The sequence below is a fragment of the uncultured Bacillus sp. genome, assembly GCF_958411575.1.
Lineage (GTDB): Bacteria > Bacillota > Bacilli > Bacillales > Bacillaceae > Bacillus > Bacillus spizizenii.
In genome coordinates this window covers 186,796-198,794 of record NZ_CATYRA010000005.1, presented here as the reverse complement: position 1 = coordinate 198,794, position 11,999 = coordinate 186,796, and the positions used below count along the sequence as shown (strand labels likewise).

Below are 11,999 nucleotides of genomic sequence, written 5' to 3'. Positions count from 1 at the left end.
AAAAATATTAGCGTTTATAAAATGGTGTTTTGACAACCTTTGCTTTCACTAATTTTTTGCGAATCTCCACCTCTACAACTGTCCCGATTTCACTCGCCTCCGCAGCAATTAGGGCAAGACCGACATTTTTCCCTAATGTCGGTGACTGCGTGCCTGTTGTCACCTTTCCGACAGACTTGCCATTATGGAACACTTCATATCCGTGCCGCGGTATCCCTTTTTCGGTCATTTCGAGTCCGACAAGCTTTCGCTTCGCTCCGTTTTCTTTCTGTTCACTCAATACTGACTTACCAAAAAAATCAGATTCTTTTTTGTGCTTTACGGCAAAGCCAATACCTGCTTCAATCGGTGTAATATCCCGGGTCAGCTCCTGGCCGTAGAGCGGGAGCTTCGCTTCAAACCGGAGCGTATCACGTGCACCAAGACCGCATGGAATCAGTCCGTATACTTCCCCTGCATCAATGATTTGTTTCCAAATATGCACAGCATCATCAGTGCGGCAGTAAATTTCAAACCCGTCCTCACCCGTATAGCCGGTGCGCGAAATAAGTGCTTTGCAGCCGCTGATATCAGCGTCGTCAATAAACCCAAACGGCTTTAATGCAGACATATCTGAAGCTGTCAGATTTTTTAAGATGGTTTCTGCTTTCGGCCCCTGTACAGCCAAGAGCGCGATTTGATCTGACAGATTGTCAATCTGCACATCACCTGCTGCATGTTCTTTCATCCAAGCCAGGTCTTTATCTATATTAGAAGCATTAATGACCAGCAGGTAGCGGTTCTCTCCTTTTTGATAGACAAGTAAATCATCGACGGTTCCGCCATCCGGATAGCACATCGCCGTATATTGCGCACGGCCTGCCGATAATGAGGAAACATCATTTGTCATCAGCCTTTGCAAAAAAGGCAGACTATCGTTTCCGGACACTTCGATTTCTCCCATATGAGATACATCAAACAGCCCGGCCGCAGTTCGGACAGCCTCGTGTTCCTTTTTTATAGAAGAAAATTGAACAGGAAGCTCCCAGCCCCCGAAATCAATCGTTTTTCCTCCATATTCCTTATACAGTTCAAATAACGGCGTTCTTTTCAGCATCGAATTCCTCCCCTTTTTCAACGGCGCGGCTAAAAAAACATACAAAAAAGGACAGAGAAACACCTCATATAAAATGAAGGTTCTCTGTCCTGGCACCTGAAAGTTTACTTTGCGTTCGCAAAGACGTCCCCTTTGGTGGCTTGCGCATCCGCGCAAACACTCTCCAGAGTTGCGTCGAGCAAGAGTTCTTTTGCCTGAGAGATTCACTCCGCAGTTTGCTCCTTCGGCGCCTGTATCCCGAGATTCTCGGTCAGGTCTCTCCCCTTGCTGTCATTCGCTCATATTTTCATGCTGTTATGGACATACTATAGCAATATCTAACATCAAATACATACTCATATCCTACCATCATCACTATATGCTGGGCAACAGCAATTTGGGCAGATTTTTCTTATATTGTTCATTTTAAGAATCGAAGAATAAGAAAGGCGGTTTCAAAGCAATGAATCCAGAAATGATCTACGATGAAAAATGGCCTGAAAAATTCGCTGATAGACTGAAAAACGATGGACCGTGGGCGAACTGGGAACTGTACAAGCTCTCTGCAGAAATCCAGAAAACATTAGCCATTCCTGAATTTGAAGGCTTACGGGCCCCTTTATACCTGCCTTCCTTTACACCGCTCCCCCACCAGCTTGAGGTAGCGCAAAAAGTGGTCGAAAAAATGAACGGGAAAGCGATTTTAGCAGATGAGGTGGGTCTCGGGAAAACGGTTGAGGCCGGACTGATTCTAAAAGAATATATGATTCGCGGTTTAGCCAAAAAGATTTTGATCCTTGTGCCCGCTTCCCTTGTGTCTCAGTGGGTCAAAGAGCTTCAGGAAAAATTTTTGATCCCGGCTGTTGAACAAAAGAAAAGCTACGTGTGGGAGCAATGCGATATTGTCGTCTCATCAATCGACACTGCAAAGCGCTCGCCCCACCGTGAAATTGTGCTGTCAATCCCATATGATCTCGTCATTATTGATGAGGCACACAAATTGAAAAATAGCAAAACGAAGAACTATGAATTTGTCCGGAATCTCGTAAAAAAATATTGCCTGCTTCTTACCGCGACACCAATTCAAAACCGTATCGAAGAAATTTTCAATTTGGTGTCCTTATTAAAGCCTGGCCATTTAGGCAGTCAGAATCACTTTCAGGAAGAGTTCGCCAAGAAGAAATCCAGTTTAGAAGCTCATGAGCATTTAAAAGATCTTGTGAATAAAGTCATGATCCGCAACAGGCGGCATGATACCGGGCTGAATTGGAAACAGCGCCATGTTGAAACAGTGCCAATTGAATTTTCTCCATCAGAGCAGGCGCTTTACGATGAAATTTCCAGCCTGAAGGAAGGCATCAATAAGCCGGCCAGCATGTTCTCAATTATGACCCTGCAAAGAGAATGCTGTTCGAGCAGGGAAGCTGTGTATATGACGCTGAAAAAAATGCTTGATCAAAAAGAGAAGCAAGCACCGGCCATTGATGAACATACTATTTCGGTTTTAATAGACCGCATCAATCAAGTGACACAAAACTCTAAAGCGCTTCAAGTGATTGACCTGATCAAAAAGATAGACGATAAGGTCATTATTTTCACAGAATACCGGGCCACCCAGATTTACCTGCAATGGTTTCTTCAGCAAAACGGCATCAGCTCTGTGCCGTTCAGAGGCGGATTTAAACGCGGGAAAAAAGACTGGATGAAGGATCTTTTCCGCGGAAAGGTCCAAGTCCTGATTGCAACTGAAGCAGGCGGCGAAGGGATCAACCTGCAATTTTGCAATCACATGATCAACTATGACCTGCCATGGAATCCGATGCGTCTTGAACAGAGAATCGGAAGAATTCACAGGCTCGGACAGGAGCGTGACGTGCACATTTACAACATGGCGACAAAACATACGGTGGAAGAGCATATTTTAAAGCTGCTATATGAAAAAATTCATTTGTTTGAAAAAGTGGTCGGCGAACTTGATGATATTTTAACGAAAATTCAAGTGAACAATTTTGAAGAGCACCTGCACGAAATTTTGTACCATTCAGCAACAGAAGAAGAAATGAAAATAAAAATGGATAACTTAACCTCATTTTTGTCTTATAAAAAACAGCAGCCTGCTGAAAAAAGAGGATCTTAGCCTGTAAGGAGGTTTTATAAGTGAGACAGCAAGAGGTTCACGATTTTCTGCTTCGTTTTTTTCAGGCAAACAGCTGCCAAATCGTCGATCAAGGTTCAGGCTATATGACAGTGCAGCTTACAGTTGAAATGGACAAACAGATCATGAACCGCCCTTTCTACTGGCACTGGCGCGAGAAGACAGGCGGCGATCCAAATCCGATGAAAATCACTTTTATTACAGATAAAGAATCTGCTCCAAAAGACCTAGACGGCGAATTTATTTATTTTGGGGCGCCGCGCCTTTTTCAAATGTTTAAAGCTGTTAAACAAAATGGGAGATTTACCAGAATGTATGAGAAAATTGAATCAGCCGGAGCTAAAGTCCCACTTCAGCCTTGGCTTGGTATAAATGTCACGATTTCATACCAGTCCGACATGAAAAAGGATAAGCTATTGTCACTAGGTCTTCACCTAGTCTCTGGAACCATAATTGAAGATTTTCACAGCAAGCTGACACAGTTGCCACTGACGTCTCAAATATGTGACTATTGTTTCACCATATCGCCTATGATCAAACCAGTAAGCGGCCTGAAGCGGATGGAAAACTATATTGCAAAATCCGCCATGCAGGAACCGTCAGACTGGGCAGAACAGGCGGTAAGCAGGTGGAAAAATGATATGACATTGCTTGACAAGTTTTATGAGCATATAGAAGAAAAACCAGAAGAGTATCATCTAGAAAAACAGGCGCTGAAAGCCTTGTATCAACCTAAGATATCAGTTGAAATTGAAAATGGCGGATTATTTTATCTGCAAAACAATATTTCAGTCTAACTTTTTTTACCATTCGACATCGTTCTCGTTTTTTTTGAAAAAATGCGATTATAATAAAGGTATATTGGAAAAAAATTCTGGCAATTTCTATGGCAAATGACTTCCAGAGACCAATGAAGGCATACAATGAGTCATGGCCGGACTGGCTGAAATACATAAACAAGTATTTTAGGAGGAGAAACTGCATGAAAAATGCAAAACAAGAGCACTTCGAATTAGATCAAGAATGGGTTGAATTAATGATGAAAGCCAAAGAGGCAAATATCAGCCCGGAAGAAATACGAAAATATTTACTTTTAAACAAAAAGTCTGCTCATCCTGGTCCGGCAGCCAGAAGTCATACCGTAAATCCTTTCTGAATGTGCTATAATATCACAAGGAAGGTGATGACATTGATTGGCCAGCGTATTAAACAATACCGTAAAGAAAAAGGCTACTCACTATCAGAACTAGCTGAAAAAGCTGGGGTAGCGAAGTCTTATTTAAGCTCAATAGAACGAAATCTACAAACGAACCCCTCCATTCAATTTCTCGAAAAAGTCTCCGCTGTTCTGGACGTCTCGGTTCATACTTTGCTCGATGAGAAACATGAAACCGAATACGATGGTCAATTAGATAGTGAATGGGAGAAATTGGTTCGCGATGCAATGACATCCGGGGTATCGAAAAAACAATTTCGTGAATTTTTAGATTATCAAAAATGGAGAAAATCCCAAAAAGAGGAGTAGTGCCTGAGCAGAGGCACTAACTCCTCTTTTGTCAATAAACATAGAGACAGCCCAGTATATGGAATACTGGGCCGTCTCTTTTTATTGCTGCTATTAATTCTTATCCTCACTATGCGCTTTTTCATTTTCTTTCACGTAACCGTCTTTATCAGTATGTTCCTTTTTGATTGTCAAACCATTCCATTGTGTCGCTTCAAACGAGAACTGAAGCTGAATGGAGTTGCCTTGGTATTTATTTTGGACCATTAGCCCTTTTTCATCTTTTGTTTTGTCGTCTTTGAATTGGATTTCCATTTGAACTTGGTCGAAATCAGTCGGTGTTTTTGGAATACCATCATATTCAGGAGCGGTTTTACCGTCAATTGTTGCTACATTGACTTTACCGCTTGCATTTAAGAATTTAGGGTCAATTTGTTTTTTGATTTTTTCAGCGGCCGCTACATCATTCTTAGCGGACATCAAATACAAGTCCTTGAGATTGGCATCATCTAAAATAATATTTTTCGGATATCCATTGCCGCCCTCTTTTCCAACTGTCAATAAGGTCACTTCAAACTGGCTGAGAAAATCTTCTGCAGATGTATTGCTGCCGCCGTTTGCTTTAAATTCACCGTAATTTAGTGCCATTAATACTTCTTTGATTGCAAGTGAGCCGTTATTTTCAAATTGGAAATCTTTCGTCAATTTGTCTCCCGGCTTTAGATTTGACAGGTTCACACTCGCTGAATTTTCTTTAGCAGATAAATCAAGCGTACCTGACGCAAAAGTAGCATCCGTTGATTTAATGTCGTTAAATGCTGCCCATGTTCCTCCGCCAACTAAAGCTAATCCTAGTGCCGCAGAAGCAACTCCTAAACTTAATTTCTTTTTCATACCCATGGCAAACTCCCCTTTTATTGGATAATATTATATCGAAACCTGTTGCCAGGTTTACAACTGATGTTAAGTGGACATGGTGCTGTCCTTTGTATCTGTTTCCAAGGCTTTCGTCTTTCTTTCAATTTCTCTAATGGCACTGCTGATCGTCACAAAAGCGTACACCAGCAGCATCACGCCGGGAACAATCAGTAAAACAGCAGTTCCGATCGGCTGACTGGCAAAATGAAGCATATAGCCGGCATATGGAAGCTGAAATCCTGTATATTGCGCGCGGACATTTTCGTCCGATACTAGCGCTGAATCAGCTGCTGCGTTATTGTCTCCTTTTGTTTTAAATAACAAATGGTCTCCTTGCTTCGTTTTGTCAACAATCCTGTGAGTGACCGCCGTATTTGCATCCTGCATAAATGTAATGACATCACCCTTTTGGAGCTCCTTCACATCAGTGATTTCTTTGACCAATATCAAAGAACCTGTATTGAACTCCGGCTCCATCGAACCTGACAGAACTGATTTCAGCGTGTATCCAAACACTGCCGGCTCTCCCCCGGATGAACGTGTTGAAATCACGACAAGTGTCAGCACAATAATGAGAGTAAAGATGATCACGTAGAGAATATTACTGATCAGCTTCATTGCTTTTTTCATCCTCTTCCCCGCTTTCCTTTTGAACTGATTGAGTTTCTTTTTCTTCTGTTACCGTTTCTTGAGATGGATCTTCTTTATTTGATTTTTCTTGTATATCCTTTTGTGATGTTTCCTTCTCCTTTTTGACGGCCGGCTTCGTTTCTTTTATCGGGACTGTTGGTTTTTCATCGCACTTTGCAAGCGTCATAGGCTCCGACCATTCAAAAGTACTGCCGTCTGCAGGGTACCCGGCCGGTTTATATACTTTAAATGCATAAATGCCGGGTTTCATTTTTTTCTTCGTCTCAATTTTATAAAGTGAATCGCCGATTTGTTTGGAAACGAACCCTTTTTCGATCACGTTCCCATCCTTTAACGGTTTACGGGCATTTTCCAGCTTATGAAGCTCCCACTTCCACTTTGATTTCCTAAGTTCCTTGCCTGTATTTTCAAGCTCAGCAAACAGAGAAATAGGTGGGCATACACTGCCTTTCGTATCTGTTTGATCTGACAGGTGCAAATCACTTTGATCCCAGCGTTTATCATAATCGCAGTTTTTATCTGTATGCTGAAAGTCTGTACACGTTTGAAGCGAGACATTAAAAGTTTCAATATCATGAAAAGCAGCGCTTGTATCCCCAGAAAATTGTAAGCATATCGCGGCAGTCAGACTGAAAATGACTGAAAGCTGAAAAATAAGCAGAACTTTCAGTTTTGTCTTCGTCTTTTGCCGATTGCGAAACAATCGAAACATAACTTACCTCCTGTAAAACACTGTCACTTGATATGACAATCGTTCTTTTTAAAGAACCCACAAATAGAGTATAATCAACGTTTAATCGATTGAAAAACACCAAAATCGTCCATTTTGTTCGTTTAAGAGAATGTTTTCATCATATTACAAGGTCTTGCTCAGTATTGCTCACCTTTTTGTTTTTTGAAATTTTTGGGATTCTTATGTGAAAAATTAAATGCATAGACAATTATGGTTTGGTAATAATAAACAACGAAAGGGTGACAGCATGATGATCAAACAATGTGTGATTTGTCTTTCTCTTCTCGTTTTCGGCACCGCTGCCGCTCACGCAGAAGAAGCACCGCTTGTGACCGCCCGCCAGATGTCCAAATGGGAAGAGCTTGCAGTAAAAGAAGCAAAAAAAAGGTACCCGCTCGCACAGGTACTGTTCAAACAAAAAGTATGGGACCGCAAAAGAAAAGATGAAGCAGTGAAGCAATACCATTTAACTCTGAGGGAAGGATCAAAGGAATTCGGCGTATTTGTCACGATTTCATTTGATCCCTATAGCCAAAAAGTTAATAAAATTGCCATATTAGAAGAATATCAATAAGGTCCTCCATTTTTGAAGGACCTTATTCGTTATATTTGCGGTTATTTTTTCCGCTTCAGCCATAGCCTGAAACCATAGGGTAAAATACCGAACCAGTGTTGTGAAGCGGGCGTTTTTGTTTCTTTCCGCACCTCTTTTCGTTCTTTTCGCTCATCTCTCGGAGTATCTATATATTTGACAAATTGCTGAGTCATATATTTGACATAATCATTCGTTTTCACGTGATCACCTCATCATTCAATTATTATGAAGTGTTGGCTCACATGACTTTTTTTATACCCTTTTCTTTGCTTTATTCTGTCCAGCTCAGCAGTTTTTTCTGTTTTTGATCAAACACGATCTGTGCAGTTCTTTCTGTTCCCGATTCCGTCAACGCTTTTAGGTTGATTTCTTTTTTCTCTTTTATCGATGTATCGTGAATGTAATAAGAAACCTGCCCATATGGAAACTGCTGTGAATCCTTTTGGCCTTTCCGCTGCTCAAGAACATGCCGAATTGACAGAAGCGCGCCATTCTGAAGCAAATTCTCTCCTGTGTAAAACTCTTTTGTTTCCTTTTCAAACATGCAGCGTGAAATATATTGAGCAGCAGTAAAGTTCACGATCAGCAGCACAAGCGCAGACACAAAAAGAACAGCGGGATAAATAAACCCTTTCGTGCTGTCCATTTACCCTCCTCCTAAATACGAATAAACCGAAAAAGCAGTTTGATACACTTTTTGGTTCTCACTCTTAATTTTCAGTAAAACAACACCATTTTCAATATCGGCTCTCATGGCTGTAATATTATCTAGAATCGGAACATGCCCTTTGCCATCTACCCTTTTTCTTATCATGGAATGATAGATTTCAAAACGTATATCTTGCCCAGAAGGATTGGTACAGATCAACACGCTCCCATGTTCGGCTGTCTTGACTGCGTGTGACTGCTTGCATTCGTTCATCATCTGTTCCATCGAAATCAACCATTCTTGCTGTGTGAAACCCTCATATTCCTGCTGCCGTGACAAAAACAAATGGAAGATCATAGCTAACGATCCTGATATGAGCAAAAAGACGGAAAGCGAAAATAATACGTTAAGAAGCGTATAGCCAGTCTGTCCGCAGAATGCTGAGGCAAAATGGTTTTTCTTTATAAGCTGCTGCTGATATGCATACGTTTTGATATTCCCCCTCCTCCTCCCACTTTAGCGCATAGTTATTATTGTTCTTTGTAATCATTTTCACCTCAGTTTCTTCACCAGTCATCATATATTTGCTAATGTTTTCATTCATCATTTGGTACCCGATTTCTCGAGATTCCGCCATATTTTCATCAGCTATCAGTTTGTCCCACAAAGGAACGACTGTCAGCAGCAAAAACAGCCACAGGCTTAGCGCAGACATTGTTTCTATTGTAGAAAAACCTTTATTTTCTCTCCACATTGACTCTCCCGCTCCCTAAATAAATGGTTATGTCATAAGCGGCATGTCCTTTTACTCGTATTGTTCCGCCTGCATTCGGGTGCCCTTTCTCATTAAATTCCAAACGGTCTTTTAATGTCTGCGGTTCTATAGAAAGTCCTTTGGCATACGGCCGTTCAATTACCGTATCACCCATAACTAATTGATATTCTTTTCTCTGAAAGAGAATTTTTGTTCTTTGATGACTGGAAATTGCAGTCTGCTGTGCAAGCAAAATATCGTTTTTCAGCTGCCATGCCACCTGACGGACAGCTGTGTTGTCATAAGCAGGAGGAAGTGTGGTAAACACGGCAATCAGGAGGGTAGAGGCGAGGCTTAACACGAGCAAGCTTTCTAAAAGGGCAAATCCCTCCTCCTCGTTTAATTTAATGTTCAACCTTAACTTCTCCGCCAGTAATGATAATGTGCTTCCCATTTGGACAAACTGCATCCTTTTTCACATAGCCCTCTGATTGTAAATCTGCCAAGCTCGGTGTCTGTCCTTCATGGTCAAGCTCAAATGCAGTCATTTGTGCCTTAATCATGTTTTGCAGGCCTTCACAGCCCTTTCTTTGAATGGTTTGATTATGTTTCGTGACGTTCGGTATCGTAATTAAAAGCAAGATCGAAATAATAAAGAGCACAATTAACATTTCAACAAGTGTAAATCCTTTCTCATTCATCAGCCTCTTCCTTTCACATTTGATTCATCATCTGATACATAGGCAAAAGCATAGATAAATACACAATTAAGATCATCGCTGCAACAAATCCATAAATCATAGGTTGAAGGATGCCTGTCCATTTTTGCGCCTTGTGTTCCAGCCGCTGCAATATGAACTGACTGTATGTGAAAAGCTCCCGATCAAGGCGGCCGCTCAACTGTCCGTGAGATATGACTTTTGAAAAATCAGTTTCATAATAAGGGCTTTCACAAATAGCAGTTTCAATTGATTCACCAGCTTTTAGCCGTTCAATCACTTGTTCAGCCTCACAGCGGTAAAAAGGGAGAAACGTTTGATGTTTAAATGCGTTAAGGCTGTCATATATTGAGAGACCTGATTGTAAAAGGCTGCTTAGCTGCAAAGAAAAAAAGTAGCTGTTAAACAGCCTGACAAGATTTCCAACCAAAGGAATTCTGACCCAAATAAGCATTTGCCGGGCAGGTGATTTTTTCTTAAACACAAGCCAATAATAAAGCCCGATACCTGCTGCAAAAAGAGCCAATAATATGATTACAAGGTCAATATGCTGAAAAAAAGCAAAAAGCATATCAGTTGAACGTGTGGTTTCCATATTCATCGATTGATAAATACCGGAAAACTGAGGAATGATGACGGCCTGTAACATATAAAACATGACAGCGACTGTGAAGATGAGGAAAAGCGGATATCGCAGCACCCTTTTCAGCTGGTCTGCCTGTGCAATTTTTCGTTCCAGCAGCTCTCCGCTTTGGATCATGGAGGCAGGCAGTTCACCATGTATCTCGGCAAAATAACAAATACCTACGGCTTCCTTATGAAATGACAAACTCTTTAATACTTGATAAAACGGAGCCCCTTCCCTCAAACGGGTGATCGCGTCAGCCAAGTCAGCCACCTGCCTCTTATTCATCTGAAGCTCCATCAGCCGTATTCCATCCAGAAGCGTATATCCGCCCTCCGTCATTTCACCGAGCCGCTTCAATAACTGGGCTTGATCCTTTAACTTCCAGGTTTTTCTAATCTGTTTCATGATAAACCCACCGGTCATAGTTGTTTGTCGTCAAATAGCCGAGTGCAATTCCTTTTCGGATAATGTGACGTAGCGTTTGATATTGGTAATTTGCATGATTTCCTTTTGCCTCCTGAATACATTGCTGAAGATTTTTTCCGTAAAGGAGCTCATAAACGCTTGCTCTCCTGGTGTTTCGTAACTGGCGGCAATACACTGATGAACATCCGTTTTCACAAAACGGGCAAGCCAAATCAACCAAGCGCTGAGCCGCTATTGCAATGACAGTCTGTTCGATTTCATTCATATTGATGCCGAATTCAAGCAGCCTGTAAATCGCGCCCTTCGCATCTCTCGTATGAAGGCTCGTCAGCACCAGATGCCCCGTCATCGCTGCCCGTACCGCGATTTTAGCTGTTTCGGCGTCTCTGATCTCACCTAAGATAATCATATCCGGGTCATGGCGCAAAATAGCCTTCAGCCCTGCGGAATATGTCACACCGGCTTTTTCATTCACCTGCACCTGAAGAACATCCTCGTCCCTTGTTTCAACAGGGTCCTCCAGTGTGACAATATTTCGATTAAAGTGTTTTTTTGCATATTGAACAAGAGAGTATAATGTGGTGGTCTTCCCTGAACCAGTCGGCCCGGTAAAAATGAGCATGCCGTGGGAATGTTTTAAAAATGAGAGTAAAGTGGCTCCTGTCTTCGGAAATAATGACAGCTTATCAATCGAAGGGATATTATATTGAGGCATCACTCTGATCACAAGGCTTTCTTCATTAATTGTGGGGAGCGTTGACATTCTTAAATGAACATTTCCCTCCTCTAGCTTTAATGTAAGCGAACCATTTTGCGGCTTCCTCCTTTCCCCTATGTCCATCGCTGAGAGAAATTTAAAATGTGAAATCAGCCTTACGCACTCTTCTTTTTTCATGTGCCTTTTTTTCAGCAAGGCATGATCAACCCGAAAATGAATGATGGCGTCCCGCTCCCTCGGTACAATGTGAATGTCAGAAGCCTTTGTTATATATGCCTCTTCAATCAAGGTTTTGCTTATCTTTTCTATTGAATCCAATTTGTTTCCCTCTCCTTTCAATGCGTATTGTAGAAAAAGAAGGACCTGTAATCAAACCGTGGAAAAGTGATTTCCGGAGATCTTATATGTAGAAAAATCAATTCCTGCTGACAGAAAAGATTGTTTTAACTGAATGTACCTCTTGATTTCGCTATT

At 41.5% G+C, this 11,999-nt stretch carries 17 protein-coding genes and 1 riboswitch; of the genes, 5 read left to right on the top strand and 12 right to left on the bottom strand.

Annotated features, from left to right (window positions below; translation table 11 throughout):
- Nucleotides 1–7: 7 nt before the first annotated feature.
- On the bottom strand, nucleotides 8–1,096 hold the full coding sequence (gene gcvT, locus Q5C82_RS10485) for a glycine cleavage system aminomethyltransferase GcvT (protein ID WP_003226353.1): 1,089 nt from the start codon (nucleotides 1,094–1,096) through the stop codon (nucleotides 8–10).
- Between the two features lie 172 nt (nucleotides 1,097–1,268).
- A riboswitch (glycine riboswitch) is annotated at nucleotides 1,269–1,370 on the bottom strand.
- Between the two features lie 168 nt (nucleotides 1,371–1,538).
- On the opposite strand from gcvT, the gene Q5C82_RS10480 reads away from it, so the two are divergent.
- The 4 genes from Q5C82_RS10480 (at nucleotide 1,539) to sinR (ending at nucleotide 4,755) form a co-directional block, all read left to right on the top strand.
- Nucleotides 1,539–3,212: a DEAD/DEAH box helicase gene (locus tag Q5C82_RS10480; protein WP_003226350.1), complete on the top strand. Its 1,674-nt coding sequence runs from the start codon at nucleotides 1,539–1,541 to the stop codon at nucleotides 3,210–3,212.
- A 20-nt stretch (nucleotides 3,213–3,232) separates the two neighbouring features.
- Nucleotides 3,233–4,027 carry a YqhG family protein gene (locus Q5C82_RS10475; protein ID WP_003226349.1) on the top strand — a complete coding sequence of 265 codons (795 nt, stop codon included), beginning with the start codon at nucleotides 3,233–3,235 and terminating at the stop codon, nucleotides 4,025–4,027.
- A 185-nt stretch (nucleotides 4,028–4,212) separates the two neighbouring features.
- A complete protein-coding gene (sinI, locus tag Q5C82_RS10470) occupies nucleotides 4,213–4,386 on the top strand; it encodes an anti-repressor SinI (RefSeq protein ID WP_003226347.1) in 174 nt (57 codons plus the stop codon).
- Nucleotides 4,387–4,419: 33 nt separating this feature from the next.
- On the top strand, nucleotides 4,420–4,755 hold the full coding sequence (gene sinR, locus Q5C82_RS10465) for a transcriptional regulator SinR (RefSeq protein WP_003226345.1): 336 nt from the start codon (nucleotides 4,420–4,422) through the stop codon (nucleotides 4,753–4,755).
- Between the two features lie 93 nt (nucleotides 4,756–4,848).
- Here sinR and tasA read toward each other — a convergent pair whose 3' ends face one another.
- From tasA to tapA, 3 genes are all read right to left on the bottom strand, one after another.
- Entirely contained in the window at nucleotides 4,849–5,634 is a 786-nt protein-coding gene (gene tasA / locus Q5C82_RS10460; RefSeq protein ID WP_003226340.1) for a biofilm matrix protein TasA, read from the bottom strand.
- A 63-nt stretch (nucleotides 5,635–5,697) separates the two neighbouring features.
- A complete protein-coding gene (sipW, locus tag Q5C82_RS10455; protein ID WP_003226338.1) occupies nucleotides 5,698–6,270 on the bottom strand; it encodes a signal peptidase I SipW in 573 nt (190 codons plus the stop codon).
- On the bottom strand, nucleotides 6,254–7,015 hold the full coding sequence (gene tapA, locus Q5C82_RS10450; RefSeq protein ID WP_003226335.1) for an amyloid fiber anchoring/assembly protein TapA: 762 nt from the start codon (nucleotides 7,013–7,015) through the stop codon (nucleotides 6,254–6,256). Before tapA ends, sipW begins: the two co-directional genes overlap by 17 nt.
- A gap of 268 nt (nucleotides 7,016–7,283) precedes the next feature.
- Between tapA and Q5C82_RS10445 the strand changes: the two genes are divergently transcribed.
- Nucleotides 7,284–7,610, top strand: coding sequence for a YqzG/YhdC family protein (locus Q5C82_RS10445; protein WP_079996407.1), 327 nt, complete (start codon nucleotides 7,284–7,286; stop codon nucleotides 7,608–7,610).
- A gap of 41 nt (nucleotides 7,611–7,651) precedes the next feature.
- Here Q5C82_RS10445 and Q5C82_RS10440 read toward each other — a convergent pair whose 3' ends face one another.
- From Q5C82_RS10440 to comGA, 8 genes are all read right to left on the bottom strand, one after another.
- Nucleotides 7,652–7,831, bottom strand: a complete 180-nt coding sequence (locus Q5C82_RS10440) for a YqzE family protein (protein ID WP_003226330.1) — start codon at nucleotides 7,829–7,831, stop codon at nucleotides 7,652–7,654.
- Between the two features lie 71 nt (nucleotides 7,832–7,902).
- Complete coding sequence (comGG, locus tag Q5C82_RS10435) at nucleotides 7,903–8,277, bottom strand: competence type IV pilus minor pilin ComGG (protein ID WP_003226328.1); 375 nt, start codon at nucleotides 8,275–8,277, stop codon at nucleotides 7,903–7,905.
- Complete coding sequence (gene comGF, locus Q5C82_RS10430) at nucleotides 8,278–8,661, bottom strand: competence type IV pilus minor pilin ComGF (RefSeq protein WP_032727308.1); 384 nt, start codon at nucleotides 8,659–8,661, stop codon at nucleotides 8,278–8,280.
- A 25-nt stretch (nucleotides 8,662–8,686) separates the two neighbouring features.
- Nucleotides 8,687–9,034 carry a competence type IV pilus minor pilin ComGE gene (gene comGE, locus Q5C82_RS10425; RefSeq protein WP_003226323.1) on the bottom strand — a complete coding sequence of 116 codons (348 nt, stop codon included), beginning with the start codon at nucleotides 9,032–9,034 and terminating at the stop codon, nucleotides 8,687–8,689.
- Entirely contained in the window at nucleotides 9,018–9,449 is a 432-nt protein-coding gene (gene comGD / locus Q5C82_RS10420; RefSeq protein ID WP_003226321.1) for a competence type IV pilus minor pilin ComGD, read from the bottom strand. The genes comGE and comGD overlap by 17 nt, the downstream gene beginning before the upstream one ends.
- Complete coding sequence (gene comGC / locus Q5C82_RS10415; protein WP_003226319.1) at nucleotides 9,439–9,735, bottom strand: comG operon protein ComGC; 297 nt, start codon at nucleotides 9,733–9,735, stop codon at nucleotides 9,439–9,441. Before comGC ends, comGD begins: the two co-directional genes overlap by 11 nt.
- A 13-nt stretch (nucleotides 9,736–9,748) precedes the next feature.
- Nucleotides 9,749–10,786, bottom strand: a complete 1,038-nt coding sequence (gene comGB, locus Q5C82_RS10410; RefSeq protein WP_003226315.1) for a competence type IV pilus assembly protein ComGB — start codon at nucleotides 10,784–10,786, stop codon at nucleotides 9,749–9,751.
- On the bottom strand, nucleotides 10,773–11,843 hold the full coding sequence (gene comGA / locus Q5C82_RS10405) for a competence protein ComGA (RefSeq protein WP_003226312.1): 1,071 nt from the start codon (nucleotides 11,841–11,843) through the stop codon (nucleotides 10,773–10,775). The genes comGB and comGA overlap by 14 nt, the downstream gene beginning before the upstream one ends.
- Between the last annotated feature and the right edge of the window lie 156 nt (nucleotides 11,844–11,999).